Source organism: Myxococcus sp. AM010, from assembly GCF_013372585.1.
Taxonomy (GTDB): Bacteria; Myxococcota; Myxococcia; order Myxococcales; family Myxococcaceae; genus Myxococcus; species Myxococcus vastator.
On sequence record NZ_JABXEO010000005.1, the window covers coordinates 44,122 to 68,072 of the forward strand.

General features: G+C 70.9%; 23 protein-coding genes. 15 read left to right on the forward strand and 8 right to left on the reverse strand.

The window, feature by feature from the left end; all coding sequences use genetic code 11:
* The first annotated feature begins 10 nt into the window (after positions 1-10).
* Genes HV826_RS04650 through HV826_RS04665 form a run of 4 tightly spaced genes read left to right on the forward strand, consistent with a single transcriptional unit; the run spans position 11 to position 5,812 of the window.
* The gene (locus tag HV826_RS04650) at positions 11-589 is read left to right on the forward strand and encodes a Wss1p-related putative metallopeptidase (protein ID WP_176415920.1); all 579 of its coding nucleotides are present in this window, start codon (positions 11-13) and stop codon (positions 587-589) included.
* A gap of 13 nt (positions 590-602) precedes the next feature.
* Positions 603-3,155: a M1 family metallopeptidase gene (locus HV826_RS04655; RefSeq protein WP_176415793.1), complete on the forward strand. Its 2,553-nt coding sequence runs from the start codon at positions 603-605 to the stop codon at positions 3,153-3,155.
* Entirely contained in the window at positions 3,152-4,516 is a 1,365-nt protein-coding gene (locus HV826_RS04660) for a DUF6986 family protein (protein ID WP_176415794.1), read from the forward strand. The genes HV826_RS04655 and HV826_RS04660 overlap by 4 nt, the downstream gene beginning before the upstream one ends.
* A 21-nt stretch (positions 4,517-4,537) precedes the next feature.
* Positions 4,538-5,812, forward strand: a complete 1,275-nt coding sequence (locus HV826_RS04665) for a hypothetical protein (RefSeq protein WP_176415795.1) — start codon at positions 4,538-4,540, stop codon at positions 5,810-5,812.
* A gap of 15 nt (positions 5,813-5,827) precedes the next feature.
* On the opposite strand, the gene HV826_RS04670 is transcribed toward HV826_RS04665, so the two are convergent.
* From HV826_RS04670 to HV826_RS04685, 4 genes are all read right to left on the reverse strand, one after another.
* Entirely contained in the window at positions 5,828-6,895 is a 1,068-nt protein-coding gene (locus HV826_RS04670) for a DUF2804 domain-containing protein (RefSeq protein ID WP_176415796.1), read from the reverse strand.
* Between the two features lie 128 nt (positions 6,896-7,023).
* On the reverse strand, positions 7,024-8,196 hold the full coding sequence (locus HV826_RS04675) for an ABC transporter permease (protein ID WP_176415797.1): 1,173 nt from the start codon (positions 8,194-8,196) through the stop codon (positions 7,024-7,026).
* A complete protein-coding gene (locus HV826_RS04680) occupies positions 8,193-8,930 on the reverse strand; it encodes an ATP-binding cassette domain-containing protein (protein ID WP_163781336.1) in 738 nt (245 codons plus the stop codon). The genes HV826_RS04675 and HV826_RS04680 overlap by 4 nt, the downstream gene beginning before the upstream one ends.
* Before the next feature lie 13 nt (positions 8,931-8,943).
* On the reverse strand, positions 8,944-10,461 hold the full coding sequence (locus tag HV826_RS04685) for an alpha/beta hydrolase (protein ID WP_176415798.1): 1,518 nt from the start codon (positions 10,459-10,461) through the stop codon (positions 8,944-8,946).
* A gap of 84 nt (positions 10,462-10,545) precedes the next feature.
* Here HV826_RS04685 and HV826_RS04690 point away from each other — a divergent pair, with 84 nt between their 5' ends.
* The 5 genes from HV826_RS04690 to HV826_RS04710 all read left to right on the forward strand — a co-directional run bounded on the left by HV826_RS04690 (position 10,546) and on the right by HV826_RS04710 (position 13,808).
* Positions 10,546-11,388, forward strand: coding sequence for an LEA type 2 family protein (locus HV826_RS04690; RefSeq protein WP_176415799.1), 843 nt, complete (start codon positions 10,546-10,548; stop codon positions 11,386-11,388).
* Between the two features lie 106 nt (positions 11,389-11,494).
* Positions 11,495-11,887: an aspartate 1-decarboxylase gene (gene panD / locus HV826_RS04695; RefSeq protein ID WP_163781340.1), complete on the forward strand. Its 393-nt coding sequence runs from the start codon at positions 11,495-11,497 to the stop codon at positions 11,885-11,887.
* A 102-nt stretch (positions 11,888-11,989) separates the two neighbouring features.
* Entirely contained in the window at positions 11,990-12,433 is a 444-nt protein-coding gene (locus HV826_RS04700) for a hypothetical protein (protein ID WP_176415800.1), read from the forward strand.
* 3 nt (positions 12,434-12,436) lie between these two features.
* Positions 12,437-13,069, forward strand: coding sequence for an EcsC family protein (locus HV826_RS04705; RefSeq protein WP_176415801.1), 633 nt, complete (start codon positions 12,437-12,439; stop codon positions 13,067-13,069).
* Positions 13,070-13,223: 154 nt separating this feature from the next.
* Complete coding sequence (locus HV826_RS04710) at positions 13,224-13,808, forward strand: MarR family winged helix-turn-helix transcriptional regulator (protein WP_176415802.1); 585 nt, start codon at positions 13,224-13,226, stop codon at positions 13,806-13,808.
* A 51-nt stretch (positions 13,809-13,859) separates the two neighbouring features.
* On the opposite strand, the gene HV826_RS04715 is transcribed toward HV826_RS04710, so the two are convergent.
* Positions 13,860-15,572: a carboxypeptidase-like regulatory domain-containing protein gene (locus HV826_RS04715; RefSeq protein ID WP_176415803.1), complete on the reverse strand. Its 1,713-nt coding sequence runs from the start codon at positions 15,570-15,572 to the stop codon at positions 13,860-13,862.
* Between the two features lie 5 nt (positions 15,573-15,577).
* On the reverse strand, positions 15,578-16,441 hold the full coding sequence (locus tag HV826_RS04720) for a deoxyribonuclease I (protein WP_176415804.1): 864 nt from the start codon (positions 16,439-16,441) through the stop codon (positions 15,578-15,580).
* Between the two features lie 273 nt (positions 16,442-16,714).
* Here HV826_RS04720 and HV826_RS04725 point away from each other — a divergent pair, with 273 nt between their 5' ends.
* The 5 genes from HV826_RS04725 to HV826_RS04745 all read left to right on the forward strand — a co-directional run bounded on the left by HV826_RS04725 (position 16,715) and on the right by HV826_RS04745 (position 20,683).
* A complete protein-coding gene (locus HV826_RS04725; protein WP_368670837.1) occupies positions 16,715-17,359 on the forward strand; it encodes a hypothetical protein in 645 nt (214 codons plus the stop codon).
* Positions 17,360-17,404: 45 nt separating this feature from the next.
* Positions 17,405-18,010: a hypothetical protein gene (locus HV826_RS04730; RefSeq protein WP_255217042.1), complete on the forward strand. Its 606-nt coding sequence runs from the start codon at positions 17,405-17,407 to the stop codon at positions 18,008-18,010.
* Between the two features lie 134 nt (positions 18,011-18,144).
* Entirely contained in the window at positions 18,145-18,780 is a 636-nt protein-coding gene (locus HV826_RS04735; protein ID WP_176415806.1) for a hypothetical protein, read from the forward strand.
* A 115-nt stretch (positions 18,781-18,895) separates the two neighbouring features.
* Entirely contained in the window at positions 18,896-19,597 is a 702-nt protein-coding gene (locus tag HV826_RS04740; RefSeq protein WP_176415807.1) for a hypothetical protein, read from the forward strand.
* Positions 19,598-19,711: 114 nt separating this feature from the next.
* Complete coding sequence (locus HV826_RS04745) at positions 19,712-20,683, forward strand: hypothetical protein (protein WP_217918500.1); 972 nt, start codon at positions 19,712-19,714, stop codon at positions 20,681-20,683.
* Between the two features lies 1 nt (position 20,684).
* On the opposite strand, the gene HV826_RS04750 is transcribed toward HV826_RS04745, so the two are convergent.
* Positions 20,685-22,004, reverse strand: coding sequence for an MFS transporter (locus HV826_RS04750; RefSeq protein ID WP_176415809.1), 1,320 nt, complete (start codon positions 22,002-22,004; stop codon positions 20,685-20,687).
* Positions 22,005-22,047: 43 nt separating this feature from the next.
* On the reverse strand, positions 22,048-22,635 hold the full coding sequence (locus HV826_RS04755) for a Crp/Fnr family transcriptional regulator (protein WP_176415810.1): 588 nt from the start codon (positions 22,633-22,635) through the stop codon (positions 22,048-22,050).
* A gap of 38 nt (positions 22,636-22,673) precedes the next feature.
* Between HV826_RS04755 and HV826_RS04760 the strand changes: the two genes are divergently transcribed.
* Positions 22,674-23,948, forward strand: a complete 1,275-nt coding sequence (locus HV826_RS04760) for a sterol desaturase family protein (RefSeq protein WP_255208376.1) — start codon at positions 22,674-22,676, stop codon at positions 23,946-23,948.
* Positions 23,949-23,951 lie beyond the last annotated feature (3 nt).

Genomic DNA, 23,951 nt, shown 5'->3' on the forward strand with positions numbered 1-23,951 from the left:
CGACTCGCCCGTGCCCTTCGCCTACTACGACACCCTCACCCCCGCCCAGCGGCGCGTCTACCGGATGAGTGACTCGGTGAGCGCGCTCCGGCTCCGCGAGCCCAAGACGCTGGAGCCCCTGGTGGCCGCGCTGCGCGAGGCCCTGGCGACGGGCCGGCAGCCGGACACCGAGCGCGCCACCGTCCGGCTGAGTGACGCCCTCTGCGAGCGGCTGGACCTGTTCGCGCCGCGGGTGGAGGTGCTGGAGGTCCGCCCGTCGTCGACGACGGGCGAGCTGCACGGCCTGTACAGCCTGGAGCGGGGTCGTCGCCCTCGCATCCAGCTGTGGATGCGGACCGCGAAGCACGCGCGGGTGGTGGCCTTCCGCACCTACCTCCGCACCCTGCTGCATGAGCTGTGTCACCACCTGGACTTTCTTCTGCTGGAGCTGCCCGCTTCCTTCCACACGGAAGGCTTCTTCCAGCGCGAATCCAGCCTCTTCCACCAGCTGGTGCCCCGCCCGGCCCGGCCACGGCGTTCCGGGGTCAGGAAGGGTGTGACGGCGGACACCCCCGACATAAGTCCAGGCAGGCGGCGGCGCGGAGGCTAGATTCCGCCTCCCTATGGCGCATCCGACCGAAGACAAGAACTTCCGCCTGCCGACCTCCATCCGTCCCCGCCGCTACACGGCCACGCTGACCCTGGACCTGGAGGCGAAGTCCTTCTCCGGCCAGCAGACCGTCGAGCTGGACGTGGCGGCGCCGTCGAACGAAATCATCCTGCACGGCATCTCCCTGGCGCTGGGCGACGTGACGTTCCGCGCCGGTGGCCAGCAGCGCAAGCCGTCCTCCATCCAGCCCGCCCAGGCGAGCGAGACGGTGGTGCTCCGCTTCGAGGAAGCGCTGCCCACGGGCGCCGCGTCGCTGGACGTCGCGTGGACGGGGCGCTTCACCGAAGGGCTGCGCGGCCTGTACCAGGCGGGCAAGGTGGCGGCCACCCAGTTCGAGGCCGCCGACGCGCGCCGCCTCTTCCCCTGCTTCGACGAGCCCGCCTTCAAGGCGCGCTGGGCCCTCACCGTGCGCGTGCCGCCGGGGCTCACCGCGCTGGGCAACGGCCCGGTGGTGAAGGACACGCAGGAGGGCAACCTGCGCGCGGTGACGTTCCAGGAGACGGAGGTGCTCAGCAGCTACCTCATCGCCCTGGTGGTGGGCCCGCTGGTGGGCACGGACGCGGAGGACGTGCAGGGCGTGCCGGTGCGGACCTGGGCGCTGCCGGAGAAGGCGCACCTGACGCGCTTCGGCCAGGACGTGGCCCTGGCGGTGCTGCCCAGGCTCCAGGACTACTTCGGGCTGCCGTATGCCTTCACCAAGGTGGACCAGGTGGGCATCCCCGACTTCGAGGCCGGCGCCATGGAGAACGCCGGCCTGATTACCTACCGCGAGGTGGCGCTGCTGCTGGACCCTGCCACCGCGCCGCTGTCGGTGAAGAAGCGCGTTGCGGAGGTGGTGACGCACGAGCTGGCGCACCAGTGGTTCGGCAACTGGGTCACCATGGTGTGGTGGGACGACCTGTGGCTCAACGAGGCGTTCGCCACGTGGATGGCCTTCAAGATCGTGGACCAGTGGCGCCCCGAGTGGCGCATGTGGCTGGACTTCGACGCGCACCGCGCCAGCGCGCTGCACCTGGACGCGCTCAAGTCCACGCACCCCATCCACGGCGAGGTGCGCAACGCGGGTGAGGCCGGCGAGAGCTTCGACGCGATTACGTACGAGAAGGGCGGCGCGGTGCTGCGGATGATTGAGGGCTTCCTCGGGGAAGGCCCCTTCCGCGAGGGCATCCGCCAGTACATGCGCAAGCACGCGCGCGCCAACGCGGTGAAGGAAGACTTGTGGAACGCGCTGGGCGACGCCGCGAAGCAGCCGGTGGAGGAGCTGGCCACCGCGTGGGTGGGCCAGAGCGGCTTCCCGCTGGTGACGGCGACGCTGGACGGGCGCGGGCTGTCGCTGGCGCAGCGGCGCTTCTACACCGAGCCCGGCGCGCGGAGCGGTGAGACGTGGCCGGTGCCGGTGGTGCTGCGCTACGAGGACAGCACTGGCGTGCGCGAACAGCGCGTGCTGCTGCGGGACGCCCAGGCCACGGTGAAGCTGGAGGGCGAGGGCGAGGTGAAGTGGCTGACGGCCAACGCGGGCTCCACCGGCTTCTACCGGGTGGCCTACGACAAGCCGGCCCTGGCGAAGCTGGCGGCGAACCTGAAGGCGCTGGCCCCCTCCGAGCGCACCGCCCTGCTGGCGGACCAGTGGGCGCTGGTGCGCGCGGGACAGGTGTCGGTGGCGGACCTGCTGGACCTGGCGGGCCGCTTCGGTGACGAGGAGGACGACTCCGTCCTGGACGAGCTGGTGGGCCGGCTGGCCTACATCGAAGGCCGGCTGACGGACGGCGAGGACCAGGTGCGCTTCCGCGCGTGGGTGGAGAAGCTGCTGGGGCCCGGGCTGAAGAAGCTGGGCTGGCAGCCCACGCCGAACGAGGCGGACCGGGTGAAGCTGCGGCGCGCATCGCTGGTGCGCGCGGTGGGCGGGCTGGCGCGCGGCCAGGACGCGCTCGCCGAGGCCCGGCCCCGCGTGGAGCGCATGCTCCAGGGACAGCGGGACGCGCTGGAGCCCAACCTGCTGGACGCCGCGGTGGGCATGGTGGCGCGCGCGGGCGACGCGGCGCTCTTCGACACCTTCCTCCAGAAGCTCCCGTCAGAGCCCGACCCGGCCACGCAGCGCCGCTACCTCCTGGCGCTCACCGCCTTCGAGGCCCCGGAGCTCACCGAGCGCGCGCGCGGGCTGCTCTACACGGACACGGTGAAGACGCAGGACGTGGCCAGCTTCGTCGCCGGACTGCTGGGCAACCGCGTCGGCCGCGACGCGTGGTGGGCGCAGATGCGCACGCAGTGGAAGGACGTGGTGGCCCGCACCGGCGGCGCCCCCATGCTGCTGCGCCGAATCGTCGAGGCCATGGGCATGCTGCGCACGCGCGAGCACTTGGAGCAGATGCAGGCCCTGCTCAAGGCCCAGCCCATCCCCGAGGCGCAGCAGGCCACGGCGCAGACGCTGGAGCGGCTGTCCCAGGACGTGGCGCTGCGTGAGCGCTGCATGCCCGAGGTGTCCGCGTGGCTGAAGCGCCAGCCATGAAGACGACGCTGACGGAGGCGAGCCTCTCGGGGGTGCGGGAGGCCCTGCGGCAGGCCAACGCGGGGCTCGAGCGCGCCTACCCGGGGGACTCGACCCGGCGGCAGCCGGTGCACGTGGTGTACGGCGGCGCGCACCTCTTCCGGGCGGAGACGGCCCGGAAGCTGGGCGGCATCGCGCTGAACACGCTCAAGGAGTACGCACCGGACGCGCCCGTCCTCGCCCATGGGCTGGGGCTGCCCCAGCGCGGCCGCTTCGCCCAGCGCGTCTACGCGCGCGTGGTGGCCAAGCTGGAGCGCGAGCCGGTGGAGGACCTGCGCATCGACTTCGAGGACGGCTACGGGCACCGCTCCGACGCGGAGGAGGACGGGCACGCCGTGTCCACCGCGGAGGAGCTGGCGCGCGGGCTGGCGCGGGAGCTGCTACCGCCCTTCATCGGCATCCGGGTGAAGTCCTTCACCGAGGAGCTGTTCGACCGCGCCACGCGCACGTTGGATTTGTTCCTCACCACGCTGCTGGAGCGCTCGGGTGGGAAGCTGCCACCCGGCTTCGTCGTCACGCTGCCCAAGGTGTCGCTGCCGGAGCAGGTGGCGGCGCTCGCCCGCGTCCTGGAGGTGCTGGAGACGCGGCACGGGCTGCCGGTGGGCACGGTGGGCATCGAGCTGATGGTGGAGACGCCCCAGGCGCTCTTCGACCAGCAGGGCCGGCTGCACCTGCCCACGCTGGTGACCGCGAGCGCGGGCCGCTGCACCAGCGTCCACCTGGGCGTGTACGACTACACCGCCGCGCTGGGCGTCAGCGCGCATGCGCAGACGATGCTGCACCCGGCCTGCGACTTCCTGAGGGACCTGGTGCAGGTGTCACTCGCGGACACGGGCATCCGGCTGGCGGACGGCGCCACCAACGTCATGCCGGTGCCGCCCCACCGGGCGAAGCAGGACGAGCCGCTGCTGCCCACCGAGCGCCGGGAGAACATGGAGGCGATTCACCGGGTCTGGCAGGTGTCGTACCGGCACATCCGCCACTCGCTGGAGCGGGGCTGGTACCAGGGGTGGGACCTGCACCCGGGCCAGCTCCCCGTGCGCTACGCGGCGGTGTATGCGTTCTTCCTGGAGGGGCTGGACGCGGCCTCGCGCAGGCTCAGGGCCTTCATGGACAAGGCCGCGCAGGCCACGCTGGTGGGAGACGTCTTCGACGACGCGGCCACCGGCCAGGGCCTGCTCAACTTCTTCCTGCGCGGCCTGAGCTGCGGCGCGCTCACCCAGGACGAGGTGCTGGCCGCGGGCCTCACGCTGGAGGAACTGCGCAGCCGCTCCTTCCGGGACATCGTCGCGGCGCGCCGCGCCCGGGCCAATTCCAGCTAGGTCGCGGCTCCAGGCTTCGTCATGCGGCGTCTCGCGCTCCTGCTGTGCTTCTCCTCCGCCTGTGCCGGACCGTCCGCGATGACGGCCCGGCCCGAGCAGCCCGTGCCCGAGCCGGGGCCCGCCTCGAAGGCACCTCCGTCGGCACCCGCGCCGACAGGTCCCCTCGCTCGGGAGCTGGCGCCGCTGCCCAAGCAGCGCGTGCGCTCCGCCGAAGGCATCTTCACCGCCGAGGTGGAAGCCACCGCCGCGCCCCGCCTGACGCGGCACGAAGGCTCCACGCGGCTGGAGATTCCCCTGGGCACGGAGGCGCCGCTGAGCTGCTTCGTGTACGAGCGCCCCATCGACGCGGCGGGCGCGGTGCTCGCGGTGGCCAAGGCGGTGCAAGGCCACCAGGGCGTCACCGTCCGGAGCATGACGCCCACGGACGTCTCCATCGTCGCGGACGCACCGGTGATGTTCGTGGACGTGGACTACGAGGTGGCCGCCCCCGGGGACAGCGTGAGCGCGGGACGGCTCAAGCTGATGGTGAGCGCGAGCCCGGAGCTGCCCCTGCTGTGCGCCCACGACGAGCCCGGCTACGCGCGAACCTTCCGCCGCGTCACCACCGGCCTGGCCGCCACGCTCGAGGTGCCCGGCCCCGCCCGGACGTCCGCGCGCACGAAGGCGCTTCGCGTGCTGAAGCTGGATGGCCGGCTCGCGGGCTTCGACTGGCGCACCGAGCGACTTCTGGAGGGCGGCTCGCGACGCACGGAGGTCTCCACCAGCCTGCTGCTGCCAGGCGCCGCGAAGGGTCCGCGCGCGGAGGACCGCACCCTCACCACCGTCACGGATGAGGCGGGGCGGCTGACGGAGCAGCGCCATGCGCATGCGGAAGACGGACGTCTCACGCTCCAGGTGACGCTCCGCCGCGAACGGGAGCCCCCGCCCGCCGCTCCCGGGACGGCGTACCGCTACGAGGGGCGCCAGGGCTCGCGCACGCTCAAGGGCACCTTCACGTCGAAGCGGGGGCTCGCCACGGAAGAGCGGGTCCACGACACCGTGCGCGACGTGCTGCGGCCGGGTGGCCCGGCGGAGGCAGTGCTCGACGTCTACCGACCCGCGGAGGTGCTCTCTGCCCCCATGGAGCTGGTGCTGCGCCGGACCCCCTCGGCTGGACCGCGAGCCCTGACGCTCACCACGGGGGCAATCACCGAGGAGGCGCGGGCCGACGCGAACGGCGCACTCGAGTGGACCGAGCGCGCCCACCCTGAGGGCCGGCTCACGTCCGAGCTCATCCACACCGCCCCGACGCCCTGAACGCGGCCCCTCACCTCACCAGAGCATGTCCTGGTCCTCGGTGACGCCGGGGACGTTGGACAGCTCCAGCGTGCGGCTCCCCACGCGCACGGTTCCGTTGAAGAAGCCCACCGGCTGCGCGAAGTGGCTCACGACGAGGCGCAGGTTCCGGTCCTCGCGGTGCACATGGAGGGGCTCGAAGCGCAGGTCCACCGCGCCATCCACCGTCGCCAGCCGCCACGGCGCCATCAGGTCCTTCGCGTCGTATTCGAAGCGGGCGCGCGCCAGCGGGTACAGCGTGTCCCCCAGCCACAGCGCATTCTCATTGGCGTCCGCGTTGCCCTCGTTGAAGCCCTCCACGAGGTTGATGCCCACCGGCGTGCCGTCCGCCAGCCGCCCCGCCGCGAAGGCCCAGCGCCAGGCGGTGTGCCGCGCCAGGTAGCCCTGCGTGTAGTCCATGCCGCCCACGCCGCCGTCCAACCGGAAGCGCTTCCCGCCCGCCTCCAGGCTGCCGAAGGCGAGCAGGCCGTTGCTCTTCATGGTGACGTTCACCAGCCCGTCCCCCTCCACCGGCGCCACCACCGTGAGCGCGGGCGGGCCGCCGGCCACCATCAAGTCGCCCTCCCACTGGAAGGACTGGAGGCTCCCGGTGCGCAGCCGGCTGACGTCCACCGCCACCCGGTAGCGCTCGTCGTCCTGGCCGCGCTGCACCGACAGCCGTCCGCCCAGCGTGCGGAAGGAGGCCTTGAGGCCCTGCCCCGGCTTGTCGCCCAGTTCCACCATGGGGCCGGGCGCGCCCAGGAAGCTCACGTCACACAGCGGCTTGCGCTCGCGCAGGTCCAGGGCCACCGCGAAGGCGCTCGACGTGTAGCCCAGGTCCACCACCGCGAAGAGCGCGGCGACCTCGGGCGTGGCCGCGAAGGTGTAGTGCCAGCGCTTGCGCTTCAGCAGCCGCGTGGCGCGGCCCGGGGCCCACTGCCCCCGCAGGCGCGGCAGGTCCACTTCGGGCAGCTCACCCTGGTAGGTACCGAATCGGGGCTCCCCCCCGGAGGTGGCCACGGAGGCTGGCGCGGGAGGGAACAAGGCGTCTCGCTCTGGCTTCATCTGGCCCCATTGGAAGGAAAAGGCGCGTGGCTGTCATGTCAGGCCGCCGCCCAAGTGCCACCCGCCGACAGTGACACCTGAGAGGGTGTGCGGAGCGTAACGCAACGTCGGCGCGCTGGGGCCCCCCGTCAGCCCCGGCCGAAGACGATGCGCTCCTGGGACAACAGCCGGGCGGTGACCACCAGCGCCAGCACCGTGAGCAGGAGGCTGGACACGCCCGCGATGAGGAACGGCAGCGCGCCCAGCGGCTCACCGCGCATCACCTCGCCCGCGAGCACCTCCTGGCCCAGCACCGGCACCGCGAACATCCACAGCTTCGGCTGGAGCGGCGACAGGGCCAGCACCATGCCCGGCATCATCGGCACCACCATCAGCAGGGACAGGTACGTCTGCGCTTCCTTGAAGGAGCGTGCATAGGTGGACACCCACACCTGCACGGCGGAGGCGGCCAGCGCCAGCGGCAGCACGGCGGCGGCCATGCCCAGGGCGGCGGACGCGTCGAAGCGGGCCTTCACCCCCAGGTCCTCCAAGGGCACGCGCCGCACCACCAGCATGTAGCCCACCAGCGTTATCAGCACCGCCGCGACGGCCATGACCACGGTGGCCAGCCACTTGCCCGTCACCACCGCGCCCCGGGGCGCCGGGTTGAGCAGCAGGGGCTCCAGCGAGCCGCGCTCGCGCTCACCCGCCATGGCGTCGCTGGCCACCTGCATGCCGCCCGCGAAGGCGGCGATGACCAGGAAGAGCGGCACCATGTTGAGCAGGCCCGCCGCGGTGCGCTCCGGCGTGGACAGGTCCGCCTCCTGCACCCGCACGGGGATGGCCAGCTCCGGCGCGACGCCCCGCGCATACAGGCGCTGCGTGCCCAGGAGCTGGGCGTACGCCTCCAGCAGCCGCCGCGCGCGCAGCACCGACTGGCGCGCGGACTGGCGCGAGCTGTCCACCACGAGCTGCACCTCGGCGGTGCGCCCGGCGGAGTACGCTTCGGCGTAGTCGTCCGGCACTATCAGCACCGCGTCCAGCGAGCCCGCCCGGATGCGCGACTCGTAGTCCTCCGGCGCCGCCTCCAGCTGCGCGCCGTAGCGCTCCAGGAAGGCCATCAGGCTGGGGGCGTGCTCCCGCCCCACCACCGGCAGCGCCAGCGGCCGGTCCTGCCGGTACCAGGAGGCCAGCAGGTTGAACATCACCATGAACACGACGGGGCCAATCAGCGGCCACGCCAGCGAGGTGAGCACCGAGCGCCTGTCGCGCAGGTGGTCCTTCAACTCCTTGCGGAAGACGGAGAAGGACAGCCCGCTCATTGCATCAACCCCTGGTCCGTGCCGATGGTGGCCACGAAGGCCTCCTCCAGGCTGTCCTTGCCGGTGCTCGCGCGCAGCGCCTCCGGCGTCCCGTCCGCCACCACCCGTCCGTGCGCCACCACCACGATGCGGTCACACAGCGCGGCCACCTCCTGCATGACGTGGCTGGAGAACACCACGCACCGGCCCTCATCCTTCAGCCGCCGCAGCAGCGTGCGCACCGAGCGCGTGCTCATGACGTCCAGCCCGTTGGTGGGCTCGTCCAGGAGCACGTTGCGAGGCCCATGCACCAGCGCCCGCGCCAGGGCCACCTTCACGCGCTGGCCCTGGCTGAAGCCCTCCGTGCGGCGGTCCGCGATGTCCCGCATGTCCAACAGGTCCAGCAGCTCGTCCACGCGCTTGTCCAGCGCGGCGCCGGACAGGCCGTGCAGCTCGCCGTAGTAGCGCGCGTGCTCGCGGGCGGTGAGGCGCGGATAGAGGCCGCGCGCGTCCGGCAGCACCCCCAGCGCCCGCCGGGCCTCCTGGGGCCGCTGCACCACGTCCACGCCGTCCACCAGCGCGGTGCCGCGGTCCGGCCGCACCAGCGTGTAGAGCATGCGCATCGTCGTCGTCTTGCCCGCGCCGTTGGGGCCCAGCAGGCCGGTGATGACGCCGTCCTCCGCCGTGAAGGACACGTCCTCCACCGCCGTCACCTTCTTGCCAAAGCGCTTGTGCAGGTTCCTGGCTTCAATCATGGCGCGCGCGTCCTCACGGCACCGGGCCGGCGAAGGAGGTGAAGAAGGGAGGCCGGGTGAGACTGGCGCCGCAGGTGGACGACAGCCCCTCCACGCGCCCCTGGTTCAGCAGGTCCACCATCAGCGTGCGCGCGCAGTCCACGCCCATCGTGTTGTGGCCCACGCCGGGCACCACCACGTGCAGGCTGTTGGAGAGCGTGCGCTTCGCCTCCTCGGCCCACGCGGGCGGCGTCACCGGGTCCAGCTCGCCCGACAAGAGCAGCGTGGGCACCGACGACACCACCGGCTCGCGGTAGCCCTGGGGCAGGGCGGCGCGCGGCCAGTCCGCGCAGACGGAGAGCACTTCCCGGCCCATGGTCGGGCCGAACCAGGTGCCCTGCGACTCGCGAGCCACCACCGCCTCGTCGTAGAAGGGCGCGTCCTCCGCGCACACGACGGCGAAGTAGAGGCCCTGGCTCACCGTGCGGCCCAGGTTCTCCGTCAGGCCCACGCTGAGCGCGACGAAGGGGGACCAGTCTCCCTGCGTGGCCCGGTCCAGCATCAGCGGCACCAGGGAGGACAGCTCCGGGCTGTAGAGCTGCACGAAGAGCTGCGACAGGAAGGCGCGGCGCGACAGGACGACCTCCTCCAGCACGCCGGTGCGCGGGTGCGCCACCCGGGTGCGCGCGGGCGTGGTCTCCAGCGTCGTCAGCAACGCCTCCGTCCTGGGCCGCAGGTCCGGATACGCCTTGGCGCACGCCGCGTCCGCCTCGCAGTTCGCCAGCAGGCGGTCCAGCGCCTGCTGCGCGTCGCGGGGTGCATAGAGCGGCAGGTACAGCCCCATGGGCGCCACGCCGTCCAGAATGGCGGTCCGCACGCGCTCCGGGTGCTGCCGCATGTACACGAGCGCCGCGCGCGTGCCGTAGGACACGCCCCAGAGGTTGAGCTGCTCGTAGCCCAGCGCCTCGCGGACCTCGTCCAGGTCGTCCATGGCGACGGGCGTGGTGTAGTGGCGCACGTCCGCGTCCCAGCCCTCGCGGCACTTGCGCACCTCCTCCGCCGCGCCGCTCTCCTCGAGCCGCGAGGACAGGCCCTCTTCCGGCGTGTCCGTCTTGCAGTTCAGCGGATTCGAGTCTCCCGTGCCCCGCTGGTCCACCAGCACGATGTCGCGCTTGCGGCGGATGCGCTCCACCGCCATCAACACCTGCGTCGAACGCGACGCCGCCTGGCCCGGGCCTCCCGCCAGCAGCACCAGCGGATCCGGCCGCGGCTGCGCCGCCAGCGCCGGCACCACCACGACGCGCAGGGGAATCTTGCGGCCCGTGCGAGCGGCCCGGTCCTCGAAGACCTCGTAGGTTCCGCACTGGGCCTGCGTGGCCAGCCCCTCCAACCGGCAGGGCTTCAGCGACAGGGTCCGCCGCTCCGCGGGGTCCTGGCTGCTCTTGGAACAGGACACCGAGGCCGCGGCCAGCAAGCCCAGGGCCAGCCAGGCGCGCCAGGGTGGAAGATGGGCGGAGATGTGTGCACGGACCCCGGACAAGGGTGCCTCCATCTGGGTACGGGAGGCTTCCCACATACCACCTCCCACGGCATTGCATTGAATCCGCGCGGAGAGGGGCCGTCCGGTGATACGCCCATGCCCACCATGAAACGCGCCCTCCTCGTCCTGGCCGTCCTTGGACTCACCACGCTCAGTGGCTGCGCCGCCCTCCAGAAGATGCTGAAGGGGGCCTTCAAGAAGCCCACCCTCTCCTTCAAGACAGCCCGGCTCGCGGATGCGTCCTTGTCCGACGCCACCATCAACCTGGTCTACGAGCTGAACAACCCCAACGGCTTCGGGTTGAACCTGGCCGAGGTGGACTACGCCTTCTTCGTGGAGGGCAAGCAGGTGGTGGCTGGAAAGCCGCGCTCCGGGCTGGCGCTCAAGGCCAACGGCAAGAGCGAGCTCGTCTTCCCCGCCAACGTGAAGTTCGCGGACATCGTCCCCGTGCTGGAGACGTTCCTCAAGCAGGACAAGGCCGCCTTCAAGGCGCAGGGCAAGCTGGGCGTGAAGACGCCCGTGGGCGTGCTGAGCTTCCCGCTGGCGAAGGAGGGCACCTTCGAGGTCCCCAAGGTTCCGCAGGTGTCCTTCCAGGCGCCGCGCATCAAGAACATCACCCTGTCCGGCGCCACCGTGGAGTTCCCGCTGTCCATCACCAACCGCAACAGCTTCCCGCTGCCGGTGGCCGGCATCACCGGCGCGCTGAAGGTGGCGGGCGCGGATGTGGGCACGCTCTCCACCGGCAACCTGGGCAAGCTGGACGGCAGCGGGACGAAGCAGGTCACCCTGCCCCTCACCATCAACTTCGCGCGCGCGGCGAACGCGGCGCTGGCCCTGCGCTCGGGCGGAAATGCGCAGGTCCGCCTGGACGGCAAGCTCACCTCGGAATCCCAGAGCGTTCCCCTGAGTCTCAGTCAGCTCGTCAATTTCGTTAAGTGACGCCTGCCTGCACTGCGGGCAGGGGAGCTGAACGCAGGGTTGTCCCAGGGCGCCCCAGACGTTACGGTGGGGCGTCCTTGCCGCTTTTTCCAAGGTCCAGACCCACATGCGCCGCATCCTCTTCAAGTCGAAAATCCACCGCGCGACCGTCACCCAGGCTGACCTGGATTACGAAGGGTCCGTCACCATCGACCGCGACCTGCTCCGCGCCGCCGACATCGTGGAGAACGAGAAGGTCGCGGTCTGGAACATCACCCAGGGCACGCGCCTGGAGACCTACGCGCTGGAAGGTGAGGCCGGCAGCGGCGTCATCTGCATCAACGGCGCGGCGGCGCACCTGAACAAGCCGGGCGACCTGGTCATCCTGGCCACCTTCGCGGAAGTGGAGGAGGCCGAGGTGGCGACCTGGAAGCCCACCGTGGTGTTCGTGGACAAGGACAACCGCGTGGTGCCCGGGCAGACGACCGAGATTCCGGGCCCGCAGCGTCGCTCGGCCTGACGGCTCCGCTGACCGCGGGCTGCTTTGCCCCATCGAACGCCTTTTGCCATGCTCCACCCTTTCTTAGAGGGTGGGATCATGGGCCCCGAAGGAGTCGATACGATGAGGCGGTCGTGGGTGAGCGCTGGCGCGCTCTCGCTGGTGCTGACAGGTTGTACGGGCACGGGGGCCTTCCGTCCGGATCCGAACAACGACGACCCGCTCTACGGGGTCATCCCCGTCGTGAAGGCGCCGCCGCAGAACCGGTGTGAGGCGCTGGGCACGTCGTCCCCGCGGGGCTCGTGTGACGACGCCCTCTACCTGGCCACCGAGTACACCCGTCGGCTCTCGGTGGGTGATGAAATCTGCCTTGAAGGCGGCTACGGCGAAGACCCGGGCTCCGCGTGCAAGGCGCGCGCGGCCATCATCGACACCTCTCCCAACCAGGTGAAGCTGGAGGTGCGCGGGCCGAAGCCAGACTCGCGCTGGTTCAACGTGGAGATGCGGCACGCCTGGTACGAAGAAGGCGCGCTGGTGGACCTCTACCTGTCCGAGCGGGGTTATTGAGGGATGGGCATCTACGACAGCGTGGCCGAGCGGCTGGCCTTCATGAAGAAGATGACACCGGCGGAGCTGAAGAAGCTCGGCTCGGCGCGGCTGTCGGACATCGTCCTGCAGGAGGTGGCGCGCTCGCGCGTGCGCATCGCCACGCTGGAGAAGCGCTACCCGCAGGCGTCGCCGCGGGAGCTGGCCCAGCGCATCGTGGACGAGAAGAAGAACCTCGCCAGCATGGTGGGCGGGGTGAGCGGGGTGTTCGGGCTGGTGGCGTTGCCGGCGGACCTGCTCTTCATGGCGTACCTGCAAATCCTCCTGCTCACGGACGTGGCCACCCTCTACAAGGTGAACCTCAAGACGGAGCGGGCGCGCGGGGAGATGCTGGATTTGTTCGGCTACGCCAACGGCCTGGGCCCGCTGCCCCGCGCGGGGCCGAAGGTGCTGGGGAAGCTGGCCGCCATGCTGCTGGAGAAGGGTGGCATGCAGACGCTGGGGCGGGCCATGCCGCTGGTGGCCGCGCCCGTCACCGCCTACTTCAACAACCAGCACATCCAGATGGTGGGCGAGCAGGCCGTGCGCTTCTACGAGGGCTTCGACAAGGCGCACACCAAGGCGAAGGCCCAGCGCAAGAAGGCCAGCGGCGCCTGACGCACCCCGCTCATTTCCCTCCGTGGGTCCGATATGCCTTCCGTGCCGGGCCGTTGATGACCCCGTCGGGGGCTTTTCCCCCCATGGAGACGGGCGGTCATCGGGCTCCCTCGGATGGAGGAGCGATGACGCCCGAGAGACGGAGACGACCAGGATGTCCGAGCTCTCGGCGGAAGTGCGGGTGCAGGTGGCGCGGTTGAAGAACCTGCTCATCGACGTAGCGCGCTGCGGTGCGCTGGGCAGTCCCCTGGGGGCCCTACCGCATACCGAGCTGGACCCGATGGAGGTCCAGGCCATCTGGTGGCTGAAGGCGGAGAGCCTCCTTCCCGTGAACATCCTCGCGGAGCGGCTGGGTGGCATCGCTCCGCCGCGCCTGAGCCGGCTGTTGGACAGGCTGGAGGCCGCGCAGCTCGTCCAGCGCGAGCGCTCCGTGCGGCATGACCGGCGCCGCGTGCGGGTGCGGCTCACCGAGCAGGGGCGCGCGCTGGCGGAGCAGGCCGACTCGGTGGTCCAGGAGCGCATGGCGCGGCTGCTGATGCCGTTGGAAGGCGAGCAGCGCAGCGCGCTGATGGACCTGCTGGAGGGCTGGGTGGAGGCCCTGGGCGGCAAGAATCGCGCGCCTGAGCTGGCAGCCGAGGAGGGCGATGCGGACGCCCCGGTGGCCGATGCGCTGGAGCCCGCCGCGGCGCCCAGGCGCACTCGCGCGGAGTTGATCGCCCTCACCGCCAACGCGGCCTGACATGCGCGGCCCCGGCCCTGCTCGTGGCCAGCGCCGCGAGCGGGGTCTTCCCTAGAGCTGAACGCGCACCTCGCCCGCTCGCCGGCAAGCCTCGGCAACGTCCCCTGTCCAAGGCGCGTAGCCCTCCGCCTCCACCTCCAGGTGAAGGCCGAACGGCCTCACGCGCCCCAACCGCCAACGGCCCCGCGCATCCGTGAGGCCCCACGCGGGAGGCAGTGAGCCCACGTCGCTGGAGGCGGTGACCCGCGCGCCGAACACCGGCTTGCGCCCGGCCGTGACGAGCACCTCGCAGTCCCTCCCCTCCACGTCCACCTGGAAGGTGACGGCGCCGTCCACCCGGTCCTCGCCCATGTCCGCGGCGGTGCTGCTGTAGACCTCGTGAACGGAGAAGGAAACCAGCACCCGGTAGCGCCCCGGCGCCAGGATGGACACGGCCATCCCATCCTCCTCCTGGATGAAGGCGCCGGCGGAGGCCAGCTCCCACCGCGTCCCATCGCGCCACCGCTGGAGGATGAACACGGGATAGGGCTTCTGGGTCCGCGCCTCTAGCTGTGCCCGCATCGCGCCATCCATGCGCAACACGAGCCACCGGTAGGGCTTCACGCGCCACGTCACCTCGGCATCGCGCACCCCCGGCTCGGGGCTGAAGTCGAAAGCCTGCTCCGTCGCGGCCACCGGGCGTCCGGAGACCGGCGACGCCACCTCGACGCGGAAGCGGGACGGCGCCCAGGACGGCAGCCCCGACACGACAAAACGCCCATCCGGCGCGAGCGGAACCTCCACGTCCTCCGGCCCCAACAACCTCGCGCCCTCCGGTGGACGGAACGTTCCTTCCAGCTCCAGCTTCCCCCGCAGCGTCACCGCTTCACCCAATCCCTCAGGGAAGAGCGAGTCCACGTCCAACACCACCGACTCCAACCGCCCCTCGCGCAGCGGCACCTCCACCCAGCCGCTCTCCCGCCCCGCCGCGCTCCGGAGCACCAACCCCACCGATGGGTCCGTGGGCAAGGGCAGCAGCTCCAGCGGATTCCCCACGGGAAGCGGGAGCGCCACTCCGTCCGCGAGCGCGGAGGCGAGGTCCGGCGCGACCTGCCGAATCACGGGCAACAGCTCGCTCGCGCGCTCCGCGTCACGGGCATCCCGGGACACGCCACGCACCACACGCAGTGAGAACGGGCCATGCTCGGGTCGCACTCCCGCGAGCCGCACCCGCACACCGGTGGGCGCCCGGGCAGACAGGACGGCCTCCACGACGCCGGTGGCGGCCCCCTCCTCGGGCACCACGTCTCCCAGCCAGAACGTTCCATCCGCTGCCCAGGCCACCACCCGGTAGAGCGGCGCCACAGGCACGAGCACCGGCCCCAGCACCCCACCCGCCAGCGACGGCGTCACCTCCACGGGCCGCCACTCCGACACGTTGGCCAGGTCCTCCAGCCGCTCGGGCCCGGCGCCCTCGCGCCCCTCGCGCTTCGACACCTCCCACAGGTGCCGGTCCGCGTCGGTGATGGAGGCCACGCCCACGCGGGCCTCTCCCTGGAAGGGCACATCCCCTCGCAGCACCACGCGCAGACGCAGCCCCTCGGGACGCGGGGGCTCCGGCGCCACGGGCGGCGGCGGCTTCACCGGGGTCGCGGCTTCCATGCGCGCGGCGGGTGCGCGGGGAGGTGCCCCCGGCGCGGCGACGTCCGCGGGCCACAGCCACCACATCGCGAGCGCCGCCAATACCAGCGCGGCGCCCCCCACACCCCATGCGCGACGTCTCAAGAGACTCAGTCCGTATCGCTGTTGGAATACAGCGTCAGGTAGATGGGCGCGTGGTCCGACAGGCGGGTGACGAAGTCCCGCGTGTTCCCGATGTAGTCGCGCCCCGCCGAGGAGAACTCCGTCACGTAGGTCGGCTGCATCCAGAAGTGGTCATAGGCATTCACGTAGCTGCCACTGAGGTTGATGGTGGTGGCCACGTTCAGCGTGCAGGTCACCGTGGGAGACAGCGCCACCAGGTTCGCCCACGACGACGCCGTGCACGCCATGTTGTGGTCCCCCACCAGGATGACGTCCTGGTCGGTGGAGCTGGCGTCCTGCACCGACTTGAACACCGCGCCGATGCGCTTCACCTCGGCGTCGCGGTCCGCGGGGTTGCCCCAGACGGTGTGCCAGTTGATGAACGTGTAGTCAGCGCCCGTGGGATTGTGCCGCACGCGGACGATTTGCGGCTCGCGCTCGAACACATCCCCCGCGTCGCCGTACACGCTGGAGGACAGCAGCGACACCGTGTCCTCCCGGTACAGCACCGCGTAGATTTCCTTGTACGACGAGCGCCCGATGAGCGGCGTCTGCGCATAGCGCCACTTCACGCCAGAGACGGCGTTGAGCTCCGCGACGACCGCCGGAACCACGCTGGTGTTCATCACCTCCTGCAGGAACACCACGTCACAGCCGTTGTTCGAATTGCTGTTCGCGCCGTACTGCCGCCAGATCTGCTCCGCGTCCTCGCGATACGTCTGCTCCGCGGTCCACCCCTCGTGACGCAGGTTCCAACTGACGACGCGCAGATAAGAGCCCGCATGGGCCAGCGTGGGCACAGCCAGGACGACCAGCACCACCACGCGCAGCAACAAGGACGGCATTCCCATGGAGTGACCTCGGCGTGAGAGGGCAACTGTCCTAGTGGATGAAGTCCGTGACCGGCAACCCACTTTCCTGAAACACAAGAAATACAGGGTCCTCGGAGACCTACATCGCGGCGTGACTCGCCGTCCGCGTGACACGCAACGCCACGCCTCCGTCCATTAAATGCAACTTGATTGCATGTGAATCTAGATGGCAGATTATCGCGAGCGTTCCTGGAATGGGGACCTGGCGGGGACGGCGGAGCTTTGTCCTGCCACGAAGGAGGGCGCGTCATCGTGAGCCGAATCATCTGGAGCCTGGGATTCACGGGACTCGCGCTGGCCTGCGCCACTGCCTCCTGGCTTCACCGGCCGGTGGAGCTTCCACGGCGGGCTCCTGAGCCCGATGCCGCCGCTCCGCTCGCCCCGGCCCCCACGCCGCGCCCAATCGCCGTCGCGCGCCGTCCCGCCGGCCCGGTCCCCCAGGCGCTGCCGGGCGTGCGTCCCAGCGACGAACCCACCTTGGCGCCCGCCTCGCGCTCCCGGCGCGCGCCTCCCGCCTCGCGCCTGCCGCTGGTGAAGGCCCTGCGCGGAACCTACGCCGCGCCCGAGGCCCGCCGGGACGCGGTGCTGGCGGAGCTGAGGGCGTCCGGTGTGAGCCACGAGCCCTGGACGGAGCAAGCCCGGGCGGCGCTGGCGAAGTGGCACGCCCAGGTGGAGGCCGATGTGCTGCCCGTCCAGGCCGAGCCACCTCGCTGCTTCGCGGCGGGCTGCGTCGCGCGCGTCACCTTCCCGGACGGCGACTCCTTCCAGGAGGCCTTCCGCCGCACCGCCGACCTGCAGCTCGGCGAGCGCACCACGCACATGCAACTGCCTCCCGAGCGCAAACCCTCGGGAGAGGTCGTGGCCGCGTGGCTCGTCCTGCGCCCCGCCACGCCCTGACCACCCCTGTGTCACCCCGCAGTACCCCTCCAAGGAGCAATCACCATGAAGCTGCAATTCCCCTTCAAGCAGTCCCTGCTCGCCACCAGCGTGGCCGTCCTGCTCGCCGGCTGCGGCACCCCCGTCGACGAGGATGCCCCCACTGCTCCCGAGGCCGCCGCCCTGGAAAGCAGCGAGGAGGCCCTGTTCAACGCCCTCCCCTCCTGCGAGGAGCCCGAGGAGCTGGAGCACATCGTCGAGCACGCGTGCTACCACGCCGAGTACGGCCCCTTCGAGCCCGTCACCGCCGCCGCCCTGGGCGCGCCTGTCCTCGTGGACGTCAGCCAGGCGCACACCGCCTACCAGGTCACCCTGCCGCAGCACATGCCGTGGAACTACGCCGGGCGCGTCTCGTTCCTCCCGGACGAGTCGGGTGAGTTCGCCTTCATCCTATCGCGCAACCGCGGCCTGCGCATCTTCGAGGCCGCCACCGGCACCGAGGTGGCCCGCGAGTGCCGCTACACCGTCCCCACCGAGGTCTGCTCCAGCCTGAAGAAGGCCACCGTCGCGGACCTCGAGGCCGACACCGAGTACTACCTGGAGTTCCGCTCCATTCGCCCCAGCAACGCCTCGTTCACCCTCATCATCGAGGAGGCGGGTCACCACCACTGACCTGACCTGCTGAGCGTCTTTCGGGCCCACGGCGGGAGCTTCCTCCTCCCACCGTGGGCCTTCGCGCGTTCGCGCCACTGCAACACATGCACCTGAGTTGCATTTGAATCCATGAAGCATGTAGGAAGCACCCCATGCGCCCGACCCTCCGAGTCCTCTTCCTGACCGCGTGTGCCACGGTGGCCATCGCCTGTGGCGGAGACGAAGACCCACCCCCTGTCGAGCAAGGCGACCCCTGCGAGCCCAACGGCCACATCCACCGGGAGCCCACCGGTGACTGGTGCCACTGCAACAAGGGCTACCTTGCCGCCGAGGATGGCCTGGCCTGCGTGCCGGACCCGGACTACGTCCCCAGTGACGGCTTCGACTTCGGCGACGACGGCGAGCACGCGTGCTGGCACGTCACGAACGGCCCCTTCGTCACCGTCAACGCCACGACCGCCCGTCATCCGCGCGTGGACGACTTCCACACCTACTACACGGTGAAGCTCCTCCCGGAGGACGGCCAGTACGTGGGGACCTTCAGCTACAAGGCCTTCGCCACCGGCAACTTCGTCGTCTACCTGAGCAGCCCGGACGTGCCCGTCACCCTCACCGAGACGGCCATCAGCACCACCGTGCCCCAGGCCGGCACCCAGGCCACCGGCGGCTTCTGCGACGGGCTGAAGCACATGGTCGGCTACGAGCTGACCGACCGCGTCCAGTACACGCTCCAGCTCGGCCCCACGTCCCTGCCCGAGCTCCACATGGTCATCGAGCACCTGCAGTAGCGCGTCCGGGGCGAACCGACCTTCCGCGTTATTGCAACCAAGTTGCCAATACGTCATGAGTGGCGATTACCGGCGCTCACGGCTTTGAGCCCGGCTCACGAAAGGAAGCCTCATCATGAAGCTGACCCAGCGGACCCTTTTCAGTGCATTCCTCGGCCTGTCGCTGGCCGCCTGCGGCCCCATGGACGACGCGGGGCAGGACTTCACGTCGGAGCAGGAGCAGCCCCTGGAGGCCACCTGCACCAGCGTGGACAACACGGCCATGACGACGCACGCGTGCGCCCACGCGTCCAACCCTGGCGACAACGTGAACGTGAACGGCACCAGCGGCGCGCCCAACATCAGCACCCAGCACAAGCACTACACCGTGACGCTGTCCGGCGGCGGCGCGGGCACGGTGACGTACATCCCCGTGGCCAGGGCCTCGGCGGGCTCCACCGTGGAGTCCGTGGCGTTCTACGCCACGCAGAACGTCACCATCACCGCGGTGGACACGAGCGTCACGCCCAACGTCACGCTGAACGCGCTGGTGAGCACCGACGGCATCACCGAGGGCACCTGCGCGCTGCACCACGCGCGGGTGTTCGACCTGACGGTCGGCCACACCTATGAAATCAACATCAGCGCGCCCACCACCTCGGTCGGCATCGTGCCCGAGTACCTGTATGACAACCGCGGCCGCTACTACCGGGACGCGGACGGAGATGGCTACGGCGCGAGCAGCCCGCTCTACCGCTTCGCGTGTGAGGCGCCCGCGGGCTACGTCACCCAGCGCTTCGACTGCGACGACACCGACCCCACCATCTTCAACTGCTAGCCCGTCACCCACTGGGTGACCTGGGCCGCACCTCGGCCCCTCCACCGGGGCGCTCCGCTCACCACGGGGGCGCCCCGGCTCTCCTCCTCGCACCATCCCCACCAAGGCCCTCCGATGCGAACCGCCGCCACCACCACCCTGCTCGCCACGTGCGCCCTGCTGGCCCTGGCCGGCTGTGACAACGACGACCCCACGCCGCCCAATCCGTTGCCGGACGCGGGCACCCAGCCCGACGCCGGCACCCAGCCCGACGCCGGCACGCAGCCCGACGCTGGTTCGGTCCAGGGCCCCGCGGTCATCGGCTCAACTCCCTCGGAGGGAGAGACCAACGTGCTGCCCGTGGAGCTGTTCAAGACGGACGCGATGACCACCGCGGCGCGCAAGCGCGTCACGCTCGTCTTCGACACGTCCATGGACACCACGGCGGCGGAGGTCACGCTCGTCGACCGGACGACTCCGGCCAATGCGCCTCGCACCCTGACGGGCACCTGGCTCGAGTACGGCCACATGCTGCTGGTCGACATCCCCCGGCCCGAATCCGACCTGCCCCCGCTCGAGGAGGAGACGGCGTACACCCTGGAGCTCGGCGGACTGCGGAGCGCCGAGGGCCACGCGGTGGACACGTCCCACGCGGGACTCGGTGATGGACGGCTGGACTTCACCACCGGCCGGCGCGACGGCACCACCGAGCACGCCTGCGCCCACGCGCTGCTGGAGAGCCCGACGCCCGTCACCGCGAGCGCCTCCCCCACCATCTACCCCGCGACGGACGCCTCCCACGAGTTCTACGCCCTGACGCTCCCCGCCAGCGGCGCGTCCTTCCTGGGCTACACGGAGGTCGTTTCGGGAGAGAGCCGGGACGAGCCCGTCGTCCTGTACCTCGACCGCCCCATCCCCGTGACGGTGCACGACACGACGGAGGGCGAGGACGCCGTCGCCTCCGCGCTGGAGCCCGCCCGGCCCGTCTGCCTGCCCGCCATCAGCCACACGCTGAAGTTCACCGCCCCCGGCGGCGACCGCTTCCTCCGGCTCACCTTCGGGCCGACGGAGCAGGAGACGTTCAACTTCGTCTTCGAGCGCTACTGAGTCAGGGCTCGGTGGCGGGGTGCAGCGCCGCGCCCCGCCCCGCGCGCAGCAGGTGGAGCGCGAGCCCCACGCCCATGACGCTCACCGCGGCCACGTAGTGCGCGGAGGCCAGGGGCGACACCTTCATCAGCAAGGTGACGACCAGGGGCGTGAGCCCACCGAAGAGGGCGTAGGCCATGTTGTAGGAGAAGGACAGCCCCGAGAAGCGCACCGGAGCGGGGAAGGCGCGCACGATGGCGGTGGGGACCACGCCCACCACGCCGACGCTGAAGCCCGCCAGCGCGGACAGCGGCACCAGCGCCTCCGGGGATGCCGCCGCGCCCAGGTACAGCGCATACGCCGCCGCCAGCATCAACGCACAGCCCAGCCCCAATGACGGGCCCACCCCCACCCGGTCCGCGAGCAGGCCATAGGCCACGCAGCCGAACGTGAGGCTCAGCGTGGCCACGCTGCTGGACACCAGCGCGTGCGTGGCGGTGACGGCGTGCAGGCTCTGCATCAACGTGGGCGTCATCAGGATGACCACGACGATGCCTGCGGTGAGCACCCAGGTGAGCAGCATGGACATCACCACGGCGCCGCCATGGCCTCGCAGCACGGCCTTGAGCGGCAGCTCCTTCACCAGCGCCTTGCGCCGCCGCAGCTCCTCGAAGACGGGCGTCTCCGCCAGCCAGCGGCGCAGGAACACCGCCAGGAAGCCGAACACGCCGCCGATGAGGAAGGGCGCTCGCCAGCCGTAGGCGCTCACCTGCGCGGGGCCCAGCAGCGAGTTCACCGCCGTGGCCACCAGCGAGCCCAGCAGGATTCCGAACGTGAGGCCCGCGGTGAGCGTCCCACACGCCAGCCCCACCCTGCGCGACGGGACATGCTCCGACACGAAGACCCAGGCCCCTGGGACTTCGCCGCCCACCGCCGCGCCCTGCACCGCCCGCAGCAGGAGCAGCGCCAGGGGCGCCGCGTAGCCCGCCGTCTCATAGGTGGGCAGCAGGCCTATCAGCAGCGTGGGCACCGACATCATGAACACGCTCAACGTGAACATGCGCTTGCGGCCCGCCCGGTCCCCGAAGTGGGCCATGACGATGCCGCCCAGCGGGCGCGCCAGGTAGCCCGCCGCGAACAGCCCGAAGGCCTGCAACTGACGCAGCCACTCCGGCGTGTCGGGCGGGAAGAAGCGCTCGCCGATGACCTTGGTGAAGAAGACGAAGATGATGAAGTCGTAGAACTCCAGCGCCCCACCCAGCGCCGCCAGCGTGAGCGTCCGGGCGTCTTCACGAGTCAGGGGCCGCTGCGGGAGGTCCTGCGAGGATGGGAGGGAGGACATGGCGGGTCGGCGTTCGATGAAACCATGGACCGCGCCGCCGCGCTCACTCCGCCCGCTTGCGGCGGCGTGACACGATGCGGCTCAAGGCCACCTCGGTGATGCCCAGGTAGGCCGCGACGTCCCGCTGAGGGACACGCCCGTGCAGGTGGGGGTGTTCCTGCCAGAAGCGCTCCAGGCGCTCCTCCGCGGACAGGTCGAGGAACTCCTGCTCGCGGCGCTCCTTCAAGATGTAGTGCTGCTCCGCCACCCGCCGGGCGAGTTGGGCCCAGCAGGCGTGGCCGGCCTCCAGCGCCTGGAGGTCCCGCGCCTGGAAGGCCAGCACGCGGCCCGGCTCCAGCGCTTCAATGGACGTCATGGAGGGCTGGCCCTGCAACATCTCCGCGTAGGCGCCGATGAGCTCCCCCTCGGCGCGGAAGGCCTTGATGGACTCCTCCCCCCGAGCGGAGACGCGCACCGCGCGGAAGACGCCCTGGAGCACCAGCCCGAAGCGGTCCGCGGAGTCCCCTGGCCGCAGGAAGAGCGCGCGCTTGTCCAGCGCCTGCTCCCGCGCCAGCGCCTCCGCCTTCAGCCATTCGCTGGCGGGGAGCGGCGCGAGCGCGGCGATGTGCTCGAAGAGCTTCGGGTATCTCAAGCGGAGGGCACCTGGGCTTAACCCAGGTTAAGGCGGCCTTGCTCCGGGCGCCATACACCGGCGGCATGAGCATCAACGTCTACGCCGTGGCCACGCCCTTCGTCATCGTCCTGGCGCTGGGGGAGTTCGCCTACTGCGTCATCCGGCGCAACGGGTACTACGCCTTCCAGGACTCCATCGCGAGCATGGGCACCGCGGTGCTCAACCAGTGCGTCAACGTGGCGGTGGCGCTGCTGGTGCTCCCGCTCTTCATCCAGTTGGGACAGTTCGCCCCCTGGCAACTGGGGGTGTCGTCCCCGCTGGAGCTGGTGGCGCTCTTCCTGGGCGTGGACTTCCTCTTCTACTGGTTCCATCGCTTCGGCCACCGCACCAACATCGGCTGGGCCGCCCATTCGCCGCACCACTCCACCGAGGAGCTGAACTACGCGGTGGCCCTGCGCGCGAGCGTGACGCAGCGCCTCTTCTCGTTCCTCTTCTACTGGCCGCTGGTGCTGGTGGGCTTCCCGCCCGAGGCCGTGCTGGCCATGGTGGCCTTCCACCTGGTGCTCCAATTCATTCCGCACACGCGCGTCATCCCGAAGCTGCCCCGGTGGATTGAGTCCTGGCTCAACACGCCGTCGCACCACCGCGTCCACCACGCGCGCAATGACGTCTACATCGACAAGAACTACGCGGGCTTCCTCATCATCTGGGACAAGCTGTTCGGCACCTTCCAGGAGGAGAAGGAGGCGTGCTCCTACGGCCTCACCTCCCCGCCCAACACCTGGGACCCCACCGTCATCAACTTCCAGGCGTGGGGGAAGCTCGTCGGTGACGCGGTGGCCACCCGGAGCCACTGGGACCGGCTGCGCATCTGGGTGATGCCCACCGGCTGGCGGCCCGCGGACCTTCCGCCGCGCCCTTCCCTGGGCTGGAAGAAGGACGGCGTGGAGCTGAAGTTCCAGTCCACCGAGCTGCCCGGCACCCGGGGCTACCTCGTGTTCCAGCTGCTGGCGGCGATGCCCTTCATGCTGCTGGTGAGCCACCACGCCTCGCCGCTGACCGGCTGGCAGAAGCTGGTGCTCAGCCTGCTCTTCTGGGCCATGGCCACCGCGTGGAGCGGGATGCTGGAGTCACGGCGCTGGAGCCTGCCGCTGGAGCTGGGGCGGGTGCTCGCCATGGGGGCGGCGGTGACGTGGTGGCTGGTGCACGCCTCCGCGCCGCGGAGCTGGACCGCGCTGTGCGCGGCGTGGATGGGCGTGTCGCTCGTCTGGCTGGTGGTGGTGCGCGGCGCCAGTCAGGGCGCCACGCCCGTGCCGCAGGGCTCGCGCTGAACG